This is a genomic window from Anaerostipes sp. Marseille-Q3525 (assembly GCF_018223505.1).
GTDB lineage: Bacteria > Bacillota > Clostridia > Lachnospirales > Lachnospiraceae > Anaerostipes > Anaerostipes amylophilus.
The window spans coordinates 64,984-86,267 of the sequence record NZ_JAGTTT010000007.1 but is presented as its reverse complement, the minus strand read 5'-3'; the positions used below and the strand labels follow the sequence as shown (position 1 = coordinate 86,267).

At 37.3% G+C, this 21,284-nt stretch carries 13 protein-coding genes; 1 reads left to right on the top strand and 12 read right to left on the bottom strand.

Annotated elements, in window-relative coordinates; all coding sequences use genetic code 11:
• Together mutS and miaB are read right to left on the bottom strand one after the other, a co-directional pair.
• Positions 1 to 2,628, bottom strand: a complete 2,628-nt coding sequence (gene mutS / locus KE503_RS05150) for a DNA mismatch repair protein MutS (protein WP_212384637.1) — start codon at positions 2,626 to 2,628, stop codon at positions 1 to 3.
• Positions 2,621 to 4,033, bottom strand: coding sequence for a tRNA (N6-isopentenyl adenosine(37)-C2)-methylthiotransferase MiaB (miaB, locus tag KE503_RS05145; protein ID WP_212384636.1), 1,413 nt, complete (start codon positions 4,031 to 4,033; stop codon positions 2,621 to 2,623). Before miaB ends, mutS begins: the two co-directional genes overlap by 8 nt.
• A 314-nt stretch (positions 4,034 to 4,347) precedes the next feature.
• Here miaB and KE503_RS05140 point away from each other — a divergent pair, with 314 nt between their 5' ends.
• The gene (locus tag KE503_RS05140) at positions 4,348 to 6,030 is read left to right on the top strand and encodes a Na/Pi cotransporter family protein (RefSeq protein ID WP_022375114.1); all 1,683 of its coding nucleotides are present in this window, start codon (positions 4,348 to 4,350) and stop codon (positions 6,028 to 6,030) included.
• Positions 6,031 to 6,383: 353 nt separating this feature from the next.
• Here KE503_RS05140 and KE503_RS05135 read toward each other — a convergent pair whose 3' ends face one another.
• The 10 genes from KE503_RS05135 to ftsY form a co-directional block, all read right to left on the bottom strand.
• On the bottom strand, positions 6,384 to 7,667 hold the full coding sequence (locus tag KE503_RS05135) for a M56 family metallopeptidase (protein WP_212384635.1): 1,284 nt from the start codon (positions 7,665 to 7,667) through the stop codon (positions 6,384 to 6,386).
• A 133-nt stretch (positions 7,668 to 7,800) separates the two neighbouring features.
• Positions 7,801 to 8,172, bottom strand: coding sequence for a BlaI/MecI/CopY family transcriptional regulator (locus KE503_RS05130; RefSeq protein WP_022375112.1), 372 nt, complete (start codon positions 8,170 to 8,172; stop codon positions 7,801 to 7,803).
• A 194-nt stretch (positions 8,173 to 8,366) separates the two neighbouring features.
• On the bottom strand, positions 8,367 to 10,289 hold the full coding sequence (locus KE503_RS05125; RefSeq protein ID WP_212384634.1) for a glycoside hydrolase family 13 protein: 1,923 nt from the start codon (positions 10,287 to 10,289) through the stop codon (positions 8,367 to 8,369).
• 27 nt (positions 10,290 to 10,316) lie between these two features.
• Positions 10,317 to 12,755: a glycogen/starch/alpha-glucan phosphorylase gene (locus KE503_RS05120; protein ID WP_212384633.1), complete on the bottom strand. Its 2,439-nt coding sequence runs from the start codon at positions 12,753 to 12,755 to the stop codon at positions 10,317 to 10,319.
• Between the two features lie 62 nt (positions 12,756 to 12,817).
• Complete coding sequence (locus tag KE503_RS05115; RefSeq protein ID WP_117944577.1) at positions 12,818 to 14,263, bottom strand: glycogen synthase; 1,446 nt, start codon at positions 14,261 to 14,263, stop codon at positions 12,818 to 12,820.
• Positions 14,256 to 15,389: a glucose-1-phosphate adenylyltransferase subunit GlgD gene (glgD, locus tag KE503_RS05110; RefSeq protein WP_022375108.1), complete on the bottom strand. Its 1,134-nt coding sequence runs from the start codon at positions 15,387 to 15,389 to the stop codon at positions 14,256 to 14,258. The genes KE503_RS05115 and glgD overlap by 8 nt, the downstream gene beginning before the upstream one ends.
• Positions 15,390 to 15,402: 13 nt before the next feature.
• Positions 15,403 to 16,587, bottom strand: a complete 1,185-nt coding sequence (locus KE503_RS05105; protein ID WP_022375107.1) for a glucose-1-phosphate adenylyltransferase — start codon at positions 16,585 to 16,587, stop codon at positions 15,403 to 15,405.
• A gap of 16 nt (positions 16,588 to 16,603) precedes the next feature.
• Positions 16,604 to 18,784: a 1,4-alpha-glucan branching protein GlgB gene (glgB, locus tag KE503_RS05100; RefSeq protein WP_212384632.1), complete on the bottom strand. Its 2,181-nt coding sequence runs from the start codon at positions 18,782 to 18,784 to the stop codon at positions 16,604 to 16,606.
• A 342-nt stretch (positions 18,785 to 19,126) separates the two neighbouring features.
• Positions 19,127 to 20,344, bottom strand: coding sequence for a threonine ammonia-lyase (gene ilvA, locus KE503_RS05095; protein WP_022375105.1), 1,218 nt, complete (start codon positions 20,342 to 20,344; stop codon positions 19,127 to 19,129).
• Position 20,345: 1 nt separating this feature from the next.
• Positions 20,346 to 21,281, bottom strand: a complete 936-nt coding sequence (gene ftsY / locus KE503_RS05090) for a signal recognition particle-docking protein FtsY (protein ID WP_022375104.1) — start codon at positions 21,279 to 21,281, stop codon at positions 20,346 to 20,348.
• Between the last annotated feature and the right edge of the window lie 3 nt (positions 21,282 to 21,284).

Here is a 21,284-nt window from a genome sequence, read left to right as displayed (position 1 = left end):
TTACTCCTCGTTCTTTAACTTTTCCTGTAATACATACAGGTAATTTAATGCTTCCAGTGGTGTCATATCGGAAAGATCTTTTTCTCTTAGTTCTGCCATAAATGGATGTTCCATTGTTGGCTCATCACTTTCCCTGAAGAAGCTTAACTGTTCGGCCTCTCCATATGGCATGATGTCTTTAGCACCTGATGTCAGATCGTGTTCTTCCAGCTCTCTTGCGATCTCTTTTGCACGGTTGATCACTGCATCTGGTACTCCTGCAAGTTTCGCTACCTGAACTCCATAACTCTTGTCTGCACCGCCTTTTACGATCTTACGAAGGAATACGATATCGTCTCCCTGTTCTTTGACCGCGATACAGTAGTTATGTACACTGTCGATCTTACCTTCTAACTCTGTCAGTTCATGGTAATGTGTCGCAAACAGAGTTTTTGCACCAAGAAGCTTGGAATTACTGATATATTCCACAACTGCCCATGCAATAGACAGTCCGTCAAATGTACTGGTTCCTCGTCCAATCTCATCTAAGATCAGCAAGCTGTTTTTTGTCGCATTTCTTAAAATATTGGCAACTTCACTCATCTCAACCATAAATGTACTCTGTCCGGAAGCAAGATCATCAGATGCCCCGACTCTTGTAAAGATACGATCTACGATACCAATATTAGCTTTTGCCGCTGGTACAAAAGAACCAATCTGTGCCATTAACACGATCAGGGCAACCTGCCTCATATAGGTTGATTTACCTGCCATGTTTGGTCCCGTGATGATCGCGACACGATTCTTCTTATTGTCAAGGTATGTGTCATTAGAAATGAACATATCATTTGGAATCACCTGTTCTACAACCGGGTGTCTTCCATCTTTGATATCAATTGTTCCTCTTACATTTAATTTTGGACGCACAAAATGATTGCGTTCTGCGACATATGCAAAAGAGGCCATTGCATCAATCTGTGCGATCACATTGGCTGTTCTTGAGATTCTCTCCATCTCTCCTGCTAATGTTTCACGGATCGTAACATAAGTTTCATATTCTAACGCATACAGACGATCTTCAGATCCTAAGATCGTATCTGCCAGCTGGTTTAATTCTTCTGTTGTATATCGCTCAGAATTTGCCAGTGTCTGCTTACGAATATAATAATTGGGCACAAGATCTTTGTAAGAATTTGTTACATCCAAATAATACCCAAAAACTTTATTATATTTAATCTTCAGATTCTTGATTCCAGTTTTCTCTCGTTCTCTTTCCTCAAGTTCCATCAACCACTGTTTTCCTTCTGTTTTCGCACGTTTTAATTGATCAATATCATCTTTAAACCCTTCTTTGATGATTCCGCCTTCTTTGATCGCAAGCGGTGGTTCTTCAATAATGGAATCTTCTAACAGATCATGAATATCTTCTAATGGGTCTAAATCTTCTCTTAACCCTGATAATAGCGAATCTTTACATTCTTCAAGAATCGTTTTGATCGCTGGTAAAAGTTCCAATGATGTCTTAAATGCGATCATATCTCTTGGATTTGCTGTCTTATAACTTACTTTTGTCATCAGACGTTCCAGATCATAAATTGGATTTAAGTATTCTCTTAATTCTTCTCTCACGATCGTCTGATTCGTAAGTGTTGTGATTGCATCGTATCTCTCTTCGATCTTTTTCTTGTCAACCAATGGCTGCTCTACCATATTTCTTAACATTCTGGCTCCCATGGCTGTCTTTGTCTTATCTAATACCCATAAAAGGGAACCTTTTTTCTGTTTATCTCTTAATGTCTCGCACAGTTCTAAATTTCTGCGGCTGGAACTGTCAATGATCATAAATTCACTTGTCTCATATGCATCAATATGCATCAAATGATCTAAGGAACTTTTCTGTGTCTCATGCAGATATCCAAGTAATGCACCAGTTGCGATCACTCCCATTGGATAATCCACAAGTCCAAGACCTTCTAAATTTCCTACTTTAAACTGACGTTTGATCCGTTCTTCTGCCTGTTCTTCATCAAAATGATATGGCTCAATGCTTGAGATCACGATAGACATCTTATCTTTTAAATAATCAAAATCCATACCACTGATCAGGAATGCATCATTGCAAATAATCTCTGCCGGCTCGAATTTAAAGATTTCATCTCGTACCTTTGCTAAACTGTCCATGGAGGTTGTTCTGAAATCTCCTGTTGTGACATCAACAAATGAGATTCCATAGCTTCCATCACTTGCAAAGATACACATCAGATAATTATTCTTCTCATCATCAAGACTCTGCTGTGAAATATTCGTTCCAGGTGTTACGATACGCACGATCTCTCTCTTTACGATCCCTTTTGCCTGGCTTGGGTCTTCCACCTGCTCACAGATTCCGACTTTGTATCCTTTTTCTACTAATTTATTTAAATAAGAATCTACAGCGTGATAAGGAACGCCACACATTGGTGCGCGCTCCTCAAGTCCACAGTTCTTTCCTGTTAATGTAATCTCTAATTCTTTGGATGCCGTCAGTGCATCATCAAAGAACATCTCGTAGAAATCTCCGAGGCGGTAGAATAAGATACAATCCTTATTCTCTTCTTTGATCTGCATATACTGCTGCATCATCGGTGTAAGTTTTCCTTTTTTAGCCATGGATCTGTTCTCCCATATAATAGAAACCTTTTTCCTCAACTAATTTGACATCGGCCATTGTACCGATCTGTTCTTTGCATCCTCTGAAATGAACTAACAGGTTATTTTCCAATCTTCCTGTTAACATTCCTTCTTCGTGTGTATTTTCCTCTTCGATCAGAACTCTCTCGATATCTCCTACTTTCTTCTTACAGTTCTTTGCTGATGTCTCTTTTAATAAGGCAAGAAGTCTATCAAAGCGGTCTTTGATGACATCTTTATCCACCTGATCCTCCATGCTTGCTGCTGGTGTTCCAGAACGTTTGGAATATACATATGTGTATGCACTGTCAAATCCGACTTCTCTTACAACATCTAATGTCTCTTCGAAGTCTTCTTCTGTCTCTCCAGGGAATCCTACGATAATATCTGTTGTAAATGATACTCCAGGGATTCTCTCCTGAATCTTCTTAGCTAATGCAATATACTGTTCTTTTGTATAGTGACGGTTCATCAATTTTAACAGACGGCTGCTACCTGACTGCATTGGAAGATGCATATGTTTACATACTTTCTTGCTTGTTGCCATCACTTCGATCAGCTCATCAGATAAATCCTTTGGATGTGGAGTCATAAAACGGATTCTTTCTAATCCTTCGACTTTTTCTACTTCTCTTAATAACTGGGCAAAAGACATTGGTTCCTCTAATGTCTTTCCGTAAGAGTTTACGTTCTGTCCAAGAAGCATAACCTCTTTGACTCCTTCTGATACTACCTGTTTTACTTCTTTAATGATATCTTCCGGCTTACGGCTTCTCTCTCTTCCTCTTACATATGGTACAATACAGTAACTACAGAAGTTATTACATCCATACATGATATTGACTCCACATTTGAATGAAAACTTACGGTCACTTGGAAGATCTTCCACAATCTGGTCTGTATCTTTCCAGATATCAACGATCATCCCCTTAGAATCAACTCTTGCTTTTAATAATTCAGCTAATTTGAAGATATTATGTGTTCCAAAAATGATATCTACGAATTTATAACTTGTACGGATTTTCTCAATGACATGTTCTTCCTGCATCATACATCCACATAATCCGATCATCATCTGTGGATTTCTTTCTTTCATCTTCTTAACCTGTCCTAAGTGTCCATATAACTTTGTATTGGCATTTTCACGGACAGTACATGTATTAAAAATTAAGAAGTCTGCATCTTCTGTCTCAACTTCTTCATATCCGATCGTTTCTAGGATTCCTAATAACTTTTCTGAATCTTTTTCATTCATCTGACAGCCAAATGTTGTTACATGGCATGTTAACTTACGTCCTAATTCTTCAGACTTTTTCTGAACCCATTTTTTCATTTCTTCCATATATTCGTACTGTCTTGACGACTCATTCTTTAACTGTTCCATTCTATTATTTCTCCTACTTTATCTAATTCATCTCTATTTTTACAGTATCTCTGATTATATCATGAATATTTTGCTTAGACAAATATTAATTTGCTGGTTTGATGACGTAATCGAAACCACTACCGGATGTGTATGGAGAATGTTACTGGCTGTAAACTGATGTTTTCTCAGACAGAAGATGTGAAGTTTGAATATTTCTATCTCATACATGCAACTCTATCACAAATCAAAATTTTTCTTGTCACATTGCCTCGTATAAAGTAAAATATAAGTAATATTTATGTTAAGTTATTGTTAAAAAGGAGAAATGTTGTATGGACTATACTATCATACTTGCTCTGATGGGAGGCCTTGGCCTCTTTCTTTATGGAATGAAACTGATGAGCGATGGACTTGAGAAAGCTGCCGGTGCCAAACTTCGCCGGATTCTTGAAATATTTACTACAAACCGTTTGACCGGTATGTTAGTCGGTATCTTTTTTACCGCAGTCATTCAGTCCTCCAGTGCTGCTACTGTTATGGTAGTAAGCTTTGTAAATGCTGGGCTTATGAACTTATCTCAGGCTGCCGGAGTTATCCTTGGTGCCAATATCGGTACTACTGTTACTTCTCAGCTTGTATCTTTTAATCTTTCTGAGATCGCACCTGTCTTTTTGATGGCTGGTGTTATCATGGTATTATTTATGAATAATCCTACGGTTCAGAAAATTGGAGAAGTTGTTCTTGGATTTGGTGTTTTATTTATGGGATTAACTTCCATGTCAAGTGCTATGTCTGTGTTAAAAGATTCACCATTGATCACGTCTTATCTTCAGACACTTGATAACCATTTCCTTGGAGTTTTATTTGGATTTATCATGACTGCGATCTTACAGAGTTCTTCAGTCACTGTAAGTATCGTTTTGTTAATGGCCTCACAGGGATTATTAAGCCTTCCGATCTGTTTCTTTATTATCCTTGGATGTAATATGGGATCTTGTGTATCTGCATTACTTGCCAGCTTAAGTGGTAATAAGGGTGCGAAACGTGCTGCGATGATCCATTTCTTATTTAACGTATTTGGAAGTATCATCATCTTTACAGGACTTAGTATCGCACTTGAGCCTATTACTAACTTCTTCTTAAGTATTTCCGGTGGAAATCTTGGACGAAGTGTTGCAAATGCACATACAACATTTAAGATCATTGAAGTATTATTCATGTTCCCATGTACACCTTTAGTTGTTGCATTAACTGAGAAGATCATTCCTGGAGAAGATCAAAAAGTACATCATAATGAATTACAGTACATCACAGAGATTTCCTTAAAATCTCCTGCAACTATGATTCCTCAGGCTAAGAATGAATTAAAACGTATGGCAGATATGGCACAGGAGAATCTGGATCGTTCCATCAAAGGATTTTTAAATCAGTCTGATGAATATCTGAATAAGATTTATCACAGAGAAGAAGACATCAACAATGTCAGCCATGCGATTACAGATTATCTGGTAAAATCAAACCAGTTATCTTTGCCTTTGGCCGATCAGAAGATTTTAGGTTCCATGTTCTATGTAGTCAATGATATTGAACGAATTGGAGATCACGCAGAGAACTTTGCTGATTATACAAAGACCGAATTAAAACATAATACTGGTCTTACTGGCGATGCAAAAGAGGAAATCAAAAAAATGTATGAAGCTGTCTCTAAACTGTTAAAACTTTCTTTAGAAAGTTTTATGGCTCAGGATGGTGTGAACACACAAGAAGATAAACTTGCTGAGATTGCTGCTTTGGAAGCTTCCATCGATAAGATGGAACGCCGCTACCAGAAGCATCATATCAAACGTCTTGCCAAAGGTGACTGTGAGCCAAGAGCTGGTTTATTATTCTCTGATATGCTTTCTGAATTAGAGCGTATCGCTGATCATAGTGTCAATATCGCATACTCTATGAGCGACGAAGATGAAGATGAAATGCTTGCTGCTGAGAATGAGGCCCTCGCTACGAATAATTAATTTCAATCGAATCAAAAAATATATAAATGATAAAAAAAGAATCCGCAAACCAAAGATACATAAAGTATCGAAAGGTTTGCGGATTCTTTTTAGTAGCTGTACACCCAATCCGAATGTATATCACATAATAATAACAAGATCGGCAGTGCAAGATACTTAATTGCCGCTAGTGTGAAATATACAAAATGTGGAAGAAAAATATTGCCTTTAAATTTTCCAATGATGTTTTGTATAGAGTTCTGACTGATATAGCTTCTTCATAAGGCATTCTCCTTCCTGTCCGTCCTTATTTTTGTTTCAAATCCTATCCCTCTTTCCTTTTTATAATTCTATTTATGATCCTTCTTATTGTTTTATTTTTTATTATCCAGATATGTAAACATAAAAACTTTTACTTTCGTCTTATATCTGTTTTCTACAAATACCCTGTAATTTCCCTCTTTCTGAATCTTGATCGAACAGTTAACATCCATGGAATTCATTGCATACCATTCTTTTCCCCGATCATCAATGATCCCTGAAACAAATTTTGAATCCTTCTTGGTATTCTCATCCATGGAATTTCCATTTGAAATCTCTACTGTCTCTCCTTTCTTTAGATAGACAGAGTTCGATTCCATTCTTGTCCCGGCTTTTAATTTCTGCACGAATACAAGATCATCTTTTTTTCTGGTAATTCTTTCTTTCATTGGTACAACTGGAAGCTTCTTTGCGAGTCTGACTTCATCATGTACTTCCAGTTTCTCAACATCCGTAACTTCTGCGATTGGCTCAGGGTCCATATATTTTTCCCTAAGATCACTAACTGTTATGACTGTTCTCATATAAATATCGTGATATCCTCTTGTAATAAATATCACAGCAAACATGGAAGTCACAAACAATAATGTACCCATACAAAGCCCTGCAAAAATCTTTATTATGTTCATACTTTCAATTGCCCTAATCCTGTATATCCTTGTCTTCAGCTGATTCTTATCTTCATATAGTGTTGCACAAAGATACGCCCCTTTTTCAAATGGTTTTATTCCTAGTCTGCATATGGTTGTAAAATATTCTTTCTTATTCTTTAAGATCTTTGTAACCGCCTGATCACAATAGCTTTCATTCCAGCTGTCTACATCAAAGACAAATCTCTGGATTAGTGGATTCCACCAGAAGACAATACGGCTGAATGCACAAAGCTGTTTCCATAGGATATCCTTATGACGGCAATGCATCAGTTCGTGTGCAAAAATGACATCCAGTTCTTCCTTGGAATAATCTTTTACTGGCAGCAAGATGACCGGTTTTATGATACCGCATATGATTGGTGTTGCGATCGTATAGGTCTGTTTCACTATTACATTTTGATGAATTCTAAGTTTCTTCTGCCACTCGTCCTTTACCTTTATCACATCTTTTTCACATAAACATGCTGTATTGATCAGATATTTCAACCTCTTGTGGATCTGAATACTATGAACGAAAGCTTTGCCCCATCCAACTGCCCAGATCAGCAAAAAACATCCAAACACATAAGGCAATGGATAATCTATTGAAAATGTCACATTATCATCGTACACACGGAATAATAAAACAAATACAACAGGTATCAAAAATGATAAGATCACAACTCTTAGTAATCTTATGCTCATCTTTATCAATCCCATTTTCTCAAGTGGCTTTTCTAATAATTTAAAACAGATAAATATGCAGCTTCCTGTCAATGCATTTAACAAAATCAAACTCATTATATAAATAATAGTCTGTTTGATCGTATAAATTATATTAATCCAAATCATCAATTAAATCCTGTAATTCTTCTTTCTCCTCTGGTGTGATCGTCTTTGTCAGTGTCTGGAACATTTCCTTGACCGAACCATCGTGCCAGAAATCTTTCATCTTTCTCATCTGTTCCTCACGGTATTCTTCCTCAGAAATGATCGCTGTGATATAACTGTAGTTTCCTCTTACTTCTGTGTTTAGAAAACCTTTGTCTTTTAGTTTTGCTATATAAGTTTTTACTGTGCTTCTTGCATAATCACGATCATAATGGTCTTTTAAATATTCGATAATATCATATGCCGTGATGTCATCTCCTAGTTTCCAGATACTCTTCATTATCAAAATTTCCACTTCTGATAATTCTTTTAATTTCATTCTTTTATCACCCTCCTTTATTGGTTATATTTATAGTTGATTATAACTATAGTTAATCTGAATGTAAATGATTTTCTCAAATTATTTCTTTTTCTCTATTGTGCATAATTTCATCGCTTGTTTTTCGTTAAAATGCACAAAAAAGGCAGCTTCTCTTTGAAACTGCCTTTTTCTTTGGTCTTAATGCATTTTTGTTACAGCTCTATGATCTTGTAATCCATTGGTGCTGCCTTTGTCTTAACCACAGTCTTTGTTAAATTCTTTGACAGTAGCTGTAATTCACTCTCACTTACACCTTCTTTAGCTTCTGCAAGATCGATCTCAATCTCTTTTTCCATTTGTGTTGGATTGATAAGAAGCAGCAATGCTTTATTCTCACATGCCTCTCCAAAAACATCTTTTTTGCTACTGATAAAACGCAGGATGGCTAGTACATCATCGTCTGCTGCCATATACAATGCATGTCCTGTCTGCAATACCTTTTCCTGATTTCTCATATTAGTAAGTTTCAGAACATCCTGATATGTTTCTTTATCATTTTCAAAAAATGTTCCCCTGTTAAATGGATCCATCAATCCATGCATTCCGTATTCATCTCCATAATAAATACATGGCATTCCAGGAACAAAGAACTGGACTGCTATCGCAAGCCTTGTGAGGGATTTTCCTTTCTGATCCATCTTTGATGTTATGACATATTCTGCCTGCTGCTCTCTCGATGGAAAGTTCTCGTTCATTCCTGTTGCAAGTGTCGTCCGAATTCTTGGAATATCATGAGAGGATAATAGGTTCATCAGTGCATAATACAGTGGTTTTGGATAGTTGCACTGCTGGGATAGCAAGAATGTCTTCATATCTTCGGCGCTTTGATTGCCGAGTAAATAATCTGTGACATTGACTTTCAACGGATAGTTCATTGCGCTGTCTAAGCCTTTTCCCAACGCATATTTACGTTTCGTTCCGTAGCTTTCTTTGGTTGTGACATCTTCCCATACTTCCCCGATCAAGGCATAATTCTTGAACTTATTCTTTAGTTCACTTCGCAGTTTAAAGATAAATTCATCTGGAAGCTCATCTGCTACATCAAGACGGAACCCTGATGCTCCAAGACTTAACCAGTGTTTGATCACCGAATCTTCTCCTGTGATAATGTAATCCACAAATTTCTCATTTAGTTCATTGACTTCCGGAAGGGTTTCAAATCCCCACCAGCTCTTATAAGTTCCGTCCTCATTAAAGTCATACCAGTCGTAATACTTCGATTCTTCTCCCTGATATGCACCGGGTTCCTGATAGTTTCCCCTCTTATTAAAATAGACGCTGTCATCTCCAGTATGGGAATATACGCCGTCTAAGATCACATGAATCCTTCGTTCTTTGGCAAGCTGGCATAGCCGCTTGAAATCTTCGTTATTCCCAAGGAATGGATCGACTTTCTTATAATCTGATGTATTGTAGCGGTGATTTGATGCTGCTTCTCCGATTGGGTTTAAATAAATACAGTTGATTCCTAATCGTTTAAGGTCATCTAGTTTTGATATGATTCCTTCGATATCTCCTCCAAAATAATCACACGGATCATAAAATTCTTTTCCAGGAAGTGGTCCAAAGATTGGGCGTTCTTCCCATTCATCGTGAAGATACACATCTCTTCCCATACTCTCATGGTATGCTTTTCCACGTTCCATATTCTTTTTATTTCCCTGACAGAAACGGTCTGGAAAAATCTGATACATGATTCCTTTAGACATCCATCTTGGTGTGTCAAAGTCTTTTTCATATACCGTGATCTGGAAACTTTGTGGAGTGTCATCATAGATCATCCCTTCTCCCTGTGTCTGTCCATGCTTCGCTCCATAAAAATAACATCTGCCATGTTCCCAGATTCGAAAATAATACCACACAATCCCTGCTTCATTTGTAATCTTTAAATGTTCTTCCATACAGTCTTTTTTTCGTTTCATCTCGTATTCCCGATGAAAGGTTTCGGAATACATAATAATCTCTGCTTTGCTGACCGACTCCCCTGTTTCATAAAGCCTTATGGTCATCTCACTTCCGCAGGTGACTGCTCCTACGGGAGTTCTGTATTTTTCTATTGACGCGTTATGAATCATAATATTAATCTCATCTTCTTGTAACTCTTATTTTACTGGTTTCAGGTTCCAGATTTTTTCATTATATTGTTCAATCGTTCGGTCTGATGAAAAATATCCGGATTTTGCTGTATTGATCACTGTTTTTTTGATCCATTCCTCTTTTTGATCTACATACAGCCGGTACATCGTTTCATATGTTTCGATGTAAGATGGAAAATCTGCCAGAACATAATATGGATCTGCTTCTCCATATTCCCCAAATAGTAACGACTGGTAGATTTCTGAATATTTCTTGCCGTAGTATAACAGATTTCCTTCGATCAGGCAGTTGCATACATCACGAATCCATGGATTATTTTCAAATATGATTCCTGGATTGTATGTATGATAGGTTTTTTTATTATAATTACCTTCTGCACTATCTCCGAAAATAAAGATATTTTCTCTTCCGACTCTTTCAGCGATCTCTATATTCGCTCCGTCCATGGTTCCGATCGTTAATGCTCCGTTCATCATAAATTTCATATTTCCAGTTCCAGAAGCTTCCATTCCGGCAGTTGATATCTGTTCACTGATATCTGCTGCCGGAATCAACATTTCTGCAACAGACACACAATAATCTTCTACAAAAACAACCTGAATCTTTCCTTTCATATCCGGATCTTTGTTAACCATCTCTGCCACAGAATGAATCAGCCTTATGATCTCTTTTGCTTTCGTATACCCAGGTGCCGCCTTTGCTGCAAAAATAAATGTGATCGGTGTCGTAATACATTCCGGATCTTTTTTGATCCTCTGATAAACATAAATGATATGCAGACATTTCATTAACTGCCGTTTATATTCATGCAGACGTTTACAATGTACATCAAAGATGGAATCTGGATTAATTTCAATTCCTTGTTTTTCTTTAATATATTTTGCAAATCGAATCTTATTATTCTCTTTTACTTCGCTGTATTTCTTTAAGAATTCTTCATCCTCTTTATATAGAAGAAACTGTTCAAACAGATGATAATCTTTAAGAATATCTCCCTTTATATATTCTTTCGCCAAATGATAAAGTCCCTGATTTGCAAGCCCAAACCAACGTCTGTGTGTGATCCCATTTGTGATCGCAAGATATTTCTGTGGAAAGATACGATACGAACTATTAAATATCTTCTCTTTCAGAATATCCCCATGAAGGTTTGATACTCCGTTCACTCTTCTGCATACTGCTACACATAAATTTGCCATGCGGATCTCATTGTTTCCGATAATCGCCATACTTCGCACTTTTTCTTCATCATGACTGTAATATGCCCTAATCTTATTACAGTATTTTTCATTGAACGCGCAGACGATCTGATAAATTCTTGGAAGCAAAAAACGAAACATATTTTCATCCCAGCATTCCATGGCTTCTGTCATGATCGTATGGTTTGTATAATGGAACATTTTCTTTACAATCTGATAAGCTTCGTCCCATCCAAATCCTTCTTCATCCATCAAAATCCTCATTAATTCTGGAATTGCAAGAGCTGGATGTGTTTCATTGATCTGAATTACAACATGATCTGGCAATGTATGCAGATCACTAAATATCTGTTTATGTCTCTTGAGCATTGACTGCATTGTTGCAGATGCAAGAAAATAAAACTGTTTTAACCTTAACTGTTTCCCCTGCATATGGTCATCGGATGGATATAATACTTTTGATATTGCTTCGGCAAATGTCTGATCTGCCATTGCTTTATCATAGATTCCTTCATTAAAAGAATGAAGATCAAATCTTTGTTTACTTCTTGCACTCCATAAGCGAAGAGTTGCCGGAGTTTTGGTTTTGTATCCAATGATCGGCATATCATATGGAACTGCGATCACTGTATTATAATCTTTCTGCTTGATCTCTAAACCATTCTCTGTCCAGTTTTCCTCAATTGTTCCGTTAAAATGAACTTCTACACTTAATTCGGGCCGTTCAATTTCCCATATATTTCCGTCTCTTAGCCAGTCATCTTCCATCTCGATCTGAGTTCCATCGACAATCTTTTGACGAAACATCCCATATTCATAGCGGATTCCACAACCAACTGCTGGCAGTTCCATGGTTGATAGTGAGTCTAAGAAACATGCTGCAAGCCGCCCAAGTCCACCATTTCCAAGTCCTGCTTCGTTCTCTTCCTCTGTGATCGCATCAAAGTCAATTCCCATCTCCAAGAATGCTGCTTTATATGTTTCATATAGTCCTAAATTGATCAGATTATTTGAAAATGCTCTTCCTAAAAGAAATTCTGCAGACATATAATAAAGTTTCTTTGCCCCTTGTTCCTGAACTCTTCTTCTGCTGTCCGCCCAGGATGTCATGATATCTTCCCTGATACACTCTGCTGCCGCTTTATAAATTTCATCATTGGTCGCCTCACCGATCGTTGTTCCTAAGGCATGAATCAGTTTACTCTTGATCCTTTGTACGATCTGTTTGCTGTCTGTTACGTTCATCTATGCCTCCTTTCTGTGAAAAAAACAGGGCATCTTATAGATGCCCGTTGTTTTTCTGAAATTTATAATACGCTCTTATACATGTCCAGATAAATTTTTGCAGATTTTGCAAAACTGTTATCGGATTCCATAGCTCTTCTGATCAGTCCATGTTTTCTCTTTGGACTCTGCAGAGTCTGTAATGCATAATGGATTGCTCCAAGCATCTCGTGTGCATTGTAGTTTGCAAATGAGAATCCATTTCCTGTATCTTCGTATTCATTGTAGCTTTGTACCGTATCACGCAGTCCACCTGTCTCACGTACGATTGGAAGTGTTCCATATCGAAGTGCGATCATCTGTGAAATTCCACATGGTTCAAATTTGGATGGCATTAAGAACAGATCACTCGCTGCATAAATCTGGTGTGCGATCGCATTATCATATGCGATGTATGAACATACTCTTCCTTTGTATTTATTTTCCATATAACGGAAGAATTCTTCATATTCATAATCACCCGTTCCAAGAATTACAAATGCAACATTCTCTGTACACATGATCTCATCTAACATGTATTTTACAAGATCCAGACCTTTCTGCTCTGTTAATCTTGTAACCATACCGATGATCGGAACTCCTGGTGTGATGGATAATCCAAGATTCTTGATAAGTTCGATCTTATCCTTTTTCTTTCCAGATAGATCATCTTTGTTAAAATGATATGGAATAAGCGGATCTGTCTCTGGATTAAATTCTTCCTGGTTCATTCCGTTTAAGATTCCCCATGTATCTCCTGCTCTTGCATTCAAAATTCCTTCCTGACGATATGCGAATGCAGGATCACGGATCTCCTGTGCGTAAGTTGGACTTACTGTACTCAAGCGATCTGCAAATACGAGGGCTGCTTTCATAAAGCTTGCACACTCATAATTATGCATAAATTCTGGTGTATCATATTTTGGATCGATTCCTAACCAATGTTCGAACTGATCAAATCCAAACTCTCCCTGATACATCATGTTGTGAATCGTAAAGATCGTTTTCGCATTTCCAATATCCCAATGTCCGTACTGTGTACGAAGTAAGATTGGGATCAGCCCTGTCTGCCAGTCATTACAGTGAATCACATCTGGAATAAATCCAATACGGCTTGCTGCCTCGATCACGGCACGGCAGAAGAAAGCATACTGCTCTCCTTCTGCAAGTCCACCGCGGTATACAGCATCTCCAAAGAAGCCTTCATTATCGATCAGATAATATGTAACATCATTGTAAAATAGTTCTTCTACACCGACATATGTTTCTCCACCAGCAAAGTTGATGTTGAAATCTGCCCGATGTTTTGTCTGGGCGCCATACTTGCCTTTCATCTGACTATGAAAAGGCATGATCACACGAGCATCAGCACCAATCTGGTTTAATTCTTTTGGAAGCGTTCCCATAACATCGGCCAACCCTCCAAGTTTCACAAATGGTGCACATTCAGCTCCTGCTAACAGCACTTTCAGTGAATTATTTTTACTCATTAACACTTGCTCCTTTCGGAATGAATACTGGATGGTTTGAAGATCCTGATAAGTGTGCCTTTGAATAAACTTTTACATGTCGGTCTAAGATTGTATGATTGATCTCTGCTTCTGGTGCGATAAATCCTTCTGCCATAACTACAGAATTCTTGATCACTGCACCTTCTGCAATCTGTGATCCACGGAAGATGATGGAATTCTCAACTGTACCATCTACTTCACATCCACTACAGATCAAACTATTGCTGACTTTCGCATTTGATCCATATTTTGCTGGTGCTCCATCGGCAGATTTTGTATAAATTCTTCTTCTTGCAAGGAATAACTCATTGTAAACTTCTGGTTTTAACATATCCATATTAACATTATAGTATGCTTCCAAAGATGTGATACATCCAACATATCCTTTGTATTCATATCCCTGAATAGCCAGTCGGTCAAAGTTTGGAACAATAACATCAAAGAAGAAGTGTTTCTTATTATGTGCGATCGCTGTTTCGATAAAATCGATCAACAGTGTTGTTTTCATAATATAAGTATCCATACTCTTCTTATTAGAGCGATGTTTTCCTTCTGAATAGCACATATCAAGAACTTTGTCATCTTCATCTGTCTTTAAATAAACTCCTTCATAATCGCAGTTTGTTGCATCATCGCTGTTATCAAAATACATCAGTGAGATATCTGCTCCAGATTTGATATGTTTATCTAACATATCCTGAAAATCTGCATTAAAGATCACATAAGAACGTCCTAATAATACATATTTTTCTTTTGCTTTCTTTAAGAATCCAAGTGTTCCACGAAGTCCGTCCATAACACTTGCGTATTCTCCAGATGGAGATGCATCATTGATATATGGTGGGAAAATATATAATCCACCACGTTTTTTATTTAATCCCCAGTCTTTACCTGAGCTTACATGGCTTAATAAGGAATCATAGTTTCTTCTTGTTAATAATCCAACATTTTTAATTCCTGCATTTACCATGTTACTTAACATAAAGTCTACTGTACGATAACGTCCACCAACAGGAAGTGCTGATAAACTTCTGGATCGTACAAGGTCTTTTAACTTTCTATTTTCTTCTCCTGCATTGATAATACCTAACATCTGTTTATCCATATCTTCAATCCTCCTAGTGTAAGATGGTATCTGGGTAGATCATTGCTCCGTCTTCAACAGTTGCATTTTCTAATGCTACACAATGATATCCGATTACAGTTACATTATTTCCTTCTCCAACCTTGCAACCCTGTTCGATAACAACTTCTTCATCGATCAGTGCTTTGTCAATCTGGCAGCCTGTTCTTACCACAGTATCTTTCATGATCACACTGTTTTTAACAACACTGCCTTTTCCAATCTTAACACCAGAATGGATGACACAGTTTTCTACTTCTCCTTCAATGATACATCCATCGGCAAGAATAGAATTCTTAACAGATGCACCTGGTGCTACAAAATGAGGTGGTAATGAGAAGTTTCTTGTGTAGATTCTCATCTTATCATCATTTAAGTCAATCTGAGGATTTTCATCTAGAAGTTCCATATTAGCTTCCCATAAGCTATCGATCGTTCCTACATCTCTCCAGTATCCATCAAATGAGTAAGCATACATCTTTCTTCCATCTTCCAACATTCTTGGAATGATATTCTTACCAAAGTCATGTTCTGATTCTGGATCATTTCCATCATCGATCAGATACTGACGGATCAGTTTCCATTTAAAGATATAAATACCCATAGAAGCTTTTGTACTCTTTGGTTCTGCTGGTTTTTCTTCGAATTCATAAATACGTTCATCTTCATCTGTATTCATGATTCCAAAACGTTTTGCTTCTTCATATGTAACATTCAAAACAGAGATTGTACAATCTGCATCTTTTTCTTTATGATACTGAAGCATTTTTGCATAATCCATTGTACAGATCTGGTCTCCAGATAATACGATGATATGGTCTGGATCATAATTATCAATAAAGTTGATGTTCTGATAAATCGCATCTGCTGTTCCACGATACCAGTTACCTGTTTCCCCACGCATATAAGGAGGTAATACATATGCTCCACCATTTAGATCATCCAGATCCCAGAATCCTCCAGTACCAATATATGCATTTAACTCTAATGGTTCATACTGTGTTAATACTCCGACAGTATCAATTCCTGAGTTTGCACAGTTTGATAATGGGAAGTCAATGATCTTATATTTTCCACCATATGATACAGCTGGTTTTGCTTTCTTCTGAGTTAATGCGAACAGTCTGCTACCTTGTCCCCCTGCAAGCAGCATCGCAACGATTTCTTTCTTGTTAATCATAACTCTTGTTCCTCCTTTATTTTACACCTTGATTTTTATTCTTATTAGTTCTTCTTGTCTTTCTTGCTTTCTTTTTTGGCTGCTCCTTTTCTTTTGTTACAGTTTTGGTTGTTTCTTTTGTATCTTCCTTCTTTGAAGTCTCACTCTTTGGTGCAGGTTTCTTCTCCTGCACTGCTTTCTTGATAGGTTCTGCCTTCTTTGTCTCTTCTACAACTTCTTTTGTTACTTTCTTAGCTGTCTCAGTTTTTTTCGCAGCTGTCTTTCGTGGTTTTTTCTCCACTTCCTCGATCTTATAATATACAACGCTTAGTGGTTTTAAGGAAATCTGTGCACACTGCTGATATGTTGCCTTTCCTTCTGATGGTACTTTCACACGTTTTGTTGAAACTTTTGTTTCTGAAACATCACCATCTCCACCAAAATCAAGCTCACTGCTGTCTAAGATCTTCGTAAGTTTTGATTTCTTTGGCAATGGAATCAGATACTTATCCCATTCCATCGGTGTAAAATTGCAGACACAAAGGATCTGTTCCTGTTTTCTTCCTCTGCCTCTCTTACTCTTTCGTATAAATGCTACAACACTATGATCTGCATCACGCTGTAAACACCATTCAAATCCTGCTGGATCCTGATCTAATTCATAAAACGCTGGATGAGCTTTATAAATTTCATTTAATTTTGCTACATATTCATGGAAAGAATCATGCATCTCATACTGGTCAATCAAGAACCAGTCAAGCTGTTCCTTGTCTCTCCACTCGACAAACTGAGCAAATTCTCCACCCATAAATAATAATTTCTTACCAGGATGTGCGATCGTAAATCCATATAATGTACGCAAAGATGCAAACTTCTCATCATATGCTCCATACATCTTATTGATCATGGAACCTTTGCCATGAACAACCTCATCATGTGAATATGGCAGAATATAGTTCTCACTGTATGCATAATCCATAGAAAAAATGATCGCTCCATGATTATCTTTACGATATAATGGATCAAGTTCCATATAATAAAGGGAATCATGCATATATCCCATATTCCACTTATAAACAAATCCAAGTCCATCTGGATCATCGATATCACTTGTGACTTTTGGATATGCTGTAGATTCTTCTGCGATCGTTAGGAATCCTTCATATGTTGTACGAAGTGCTTCATTTAGATTACGAAGGAAATCAACCGCTTCATAGTTGATATTCGTTCCATCTTCGTTCGGCACATATTCACCTTCCTGTTTTCCAAAATCAAGATAAAGCATTGCTGATACAGCATCAATACGGATTCCATCAACATGATAAATATCTGCGAAGAACATTGCACTTGAGATCAGGAAACTTTGTACTTCTGGCTTCCCATAATTAAATAATAATGTTCCCCAGTCTGGCTGGCTTCCTTTTCTAGGATCTTCATGATCATAAATATGTGTTCCATCAAACATCGCCAATCCATGTTCATCTCTTGGGAAATGAGCTGGTACCCAGTCAAGGATCACACTGATTCCTGCTTTATGCAATTCATTGATCATATAATTGAAATCTTCTGGTGTTCCATATCTTGATGTTACCCCATAATATCCTGTTACCTGATATCCCCAGGAAAGATCGTATGGATATTCTGTGATCGGCATTAATTCGACATGTGTATATCCCATCTTTTGAAGATAAGGGATCAGCATATCAGCAATCTCTCTGTAATTATAAAACTCTCTCTCTTCTTCCTGTGGCATACGCCATGTTCCAAGATGCAATTCATAAATGGACATTGGTTGATCTATTGCCTGACGTTTCTTTCTCTGATTGATAAAACGTTTGTCAGACCATTTGAAATCGTCAAAATCCCAGACTTTTGATGCTGTATCAGGTCTGCACTCTGCATAGAACGCAAATGGATCACTCTTATAACGACAGATTCCATCGTATCCTTCTACATAATACTTGTACAGATCACCTTTCTTAAGTCCTTCAATCTCTATCGTATAGATTCCATCTTTGTCACCCTTCATTGGGTGGGCGAGTGGATTCCAAAAGTTGAAATCTCCTACGACACTTACTGATTTTGCATTTGGAGCCCAAACAGTAAATCTGTGAGTCTTTGTCTTCTTCTGGTAATGACAGCCAAACGTTAAATATGCTTGTCTGGCCTTCCCAGTCTGAAACAAATACAAATCCTCACGATTGATAGTTTCACTCATAGTATAACTCCTCCTTAAAATTTCCAAAACAAATAAAAAAGCGTAAACAGTCATGAACAATCTTCTTGTAAATGGCTTATTTACGCTTATTAGTCATATCTTTAATTTCTATATGTATAGCAAAGAATGTGACACGCTGTCATCTTACAAGATATTTCATATTCAAAGAACAATGTACTGTAAATATCTTTCGTTTCTTGTCCACTTTCTGGTCATTTATCCGCTGTTCAAAAAGTGTTTGTTTCACTAACTTTATTATACCAAAAATCAAAGTATATTTCAACAAATTGTACAATATTTAATACTTAAATTATTGTCATATTGTGAAATTCATCCAACCAATTAATATACAGATTTTGAATTTCTGATTTTAGGATCATATCCAGCTTTTTTCAATGCTTTGATGATCTTATTTTTGTGTTCACTACCGAATGCTTCCATTGTGATCGTAAGTTCTACCGCACTGTTTCTGTTGATACTTACGAACTGGTTATGTTCAAGCTTAACGATATTTCCCTGTGTTTCAGCGATCACCTGAGATACTCTTGTTAGTTCTCCTGGTTTATCTGGAAGGAATACAGATACTGTAAAGATTCGATCTCTCATGATCAGTCCATGCTGTACTAAAGATGCAATTGTGATCACATCCATATTTCCACCACTGATGATAGATACAACTTTCTTATTCTTTACGTCCAGATGTTTTAATGCTGCAATCGTTAATAATCCAGAGTTTTCTGCTAACATTTTATGATTTTCTAGCAGATCTAAGAAACATGGGATCAATTCTTCATCTTCTACTGTGATAATGTCATCAAGATTCTCCTGAACATATGGGAAAATAATCTTTCCAGGTGTCTGTACTGCTGTACCATCAGCAATTGTACTGACATGATCACATGATACAACTTTTCCTGCTTCTAAAGAAGCTTTCATACAAGCTGCTCCTGCTGGTTCGACTCCAATGACTTTGATCTTTGGATTTAATAACTTGGCAAGTGTTGATACACCTGTTGCAAGTCCACCTCCACCGATTGGTACAAGAATGTAATCTACTGTTGGAAGTTCTTTGAAGATATCCATAGCGATCGTTCCCTGTCCTGTTGCAACCGTTGGATCATCAAATGGATGAACAAATGTATATCCATGTTCTGCTGCAAGATCTAATGCATGTGCACATGCTTCATCATATACATCTCCATGAAGGATTACTTCTGCTCCAAGATCTTTTGTTCTGTTTACTTTTAACAATGGAGTTGTTGTTGGCATAACGATTGTTGCTTTTACGCCCTGTCTCGCTGCTGCTAGTGCAACCCCCTGTGCATGGTTTCCAGCAGATGCTGTGATCAGTCCTTTTGCTTTTTCTTCTTCAGATAATGTACTGATCTTGTAATATGCACCACGGATCTTGTAAGCTCCTGTAAGCTGCATGTTTTCTGGTTTTAAATAAACATCATTTCCTGTCTGGTTTGAAAAATATTCACTTTTGATCAGCTTTGTAGGAAGGACAACCTCCTGCACTTTATTATATGCTGCTTCAAAATCTTTTAGTTCTAACATTTTAATTTTCTTCTCCTTTTTCAAATAGTGCATTAACGAACATATCTGGATCAAATCTCTGAAGATCATCTACCTGTTCCCCAATACCAATATATTTTACCGGTATTCCTAATTCAGACTGGATTGCGATTGCAATACCACCTTTTGCTGTCCCATCTAATTTCGTTAAAATAATACCAGAAATATCTGTTGCTTCTTTGAACTGTTTTGCCTGTGCCATGGCATTTTGTCCTGTTGTTCCATCTAATACGATAAGTGTCTCTAGGTAAGCTTCACTGTATTCTTTCTGAATGATGCGATTGATCTTACTTAACTCATTCATCAGGTTCTTTTTGTTATGAAGACGTCCAGCTGTATCACATAATAATACATCAACATCTCTTGCTTTCGCAGCTGCTACTGCATCGTATACAACTGCTGCCGGATCTGCACCTTCTGCCTGACTGATGATATCAACACCAGCACGATTTGACCACTCTTTTAACTGCTCGATCGCTCCTGCACGGAATGTATCAGCTGCTGCAAGCAATACTTTCTTTCCCTGTCCTTTTAAAGATGCTGCAAGTTTTCCAACAGATGTTGTTTTACCTACACCATTTACTCCAATTACAAGTACCACGCTTTTTTTATCAGCAAAATCATAAGCAGTATCATCAAGACGCATTTGGTCTTTGATGGAGTCGATCAAAAGCTGTCTGCATTCTTCCGGCTCTTTGATCTTATTTTCTTTTACTTTTTTCTTCAAATCTTCAATGATATTCATGGTTGTATCAATTCCCATATCACTCATGATCAAAATTTCTTCCAGTTCTTCGTAAAAATCTTCATCGATTCCAGAAAATCCACTGAAAATAGAATCAAAACTTGAGGCGATATTGTCTCTTGTTTTTGATAACCCTTGGGCAAGTCGTTTAAAAAAACCTTTCTTTTCTGACATAGC

Coding starts and splice junctions, on each gene's coding strand:
- glgD (WP_022375108.1), bottom strand. CDS start 15,389: ATGGATAAACAGATGTTAGGTATTATCAATGCAGGAGAAGAAAATAGA.
- KE503_RS05120 (WP_212384633.1), bottom strand. CDS start 12,755: ATGAACGTAACAGACAGCAAACAGATCGTACAAAGGATCAAGAGTAAA.
- KE503_RS05140 (WP_022375114.1), top strand. CDS start 4,348: ATGGACTATACTATCATACTTGCTCTGATGGGAGGCCTTGGCCTCTTT.
- KE503_RS05125 (WP_212384634.1), bottom strand. CDS start 10,289: ATGATTCATAACGCGTCAATAGAAAAATACAGAACTCCCGTAGGAGCA.
- ilvA (WP_022375105.1), bottom strand. CDS start 20,344: ATGTTAGAACTAAAAGATTTTGAAGCAGCATATAATAAAGTGCAGGAG.
- ftsY (WP_022375104.1), bottom strand. CDS start 21,281: ATGTCAGAAAAGAAAGGTTTTTTTAAACGACTTGCCCAAGGGTTATCA.
- KE503_RS05135 (WP_212384635.1), bottom strand. CDS start 7,667: ATGAGCATAAGATTACTAAGAGTTGTGATCTTATCATTTTTGATACCT.
- mutS (WP_212384637.1), bottom strand. CDS start 2,628: ATGGCTAAAAAAGGAAAACTTACACCGATGATGCAGCAGTATATGCAG.
- KE503_RS05105 (WP_022375107.1), bottom strand. CDS start 16,587: ATGATTAACAAGAAAGAAATCGTTGCGATGCTGCTTGCAGGGGGACAA.
- KE503_RS05130 (WP_022375112.1), bottom strand. CDS start 8,172: ATGAAATTAAAAGAATTATCAGAAGTGGAAATTTTGATAATGAAGAGT.
- glgB (WP_212384632.1), bottom strand. CDS start 18,784: ATGAGTGAAACTATCAATCGTGAGGATTTGTATTTGTTTCAGACTGGG.
- miaB (WP_212384636.1), bottom strand. CDS start 4,033: ATGGAACAGTTAAAGAATGAGTCGTCAAGACAGTACGAATATATGGAA.
- KE503_RS05115 (WP_117944577.1), bottom strand. CDS start 14,263: ATGAGTAAAAATAATTCACTGAAAGTGCTGTTAGCAGGAGCTGAATGT.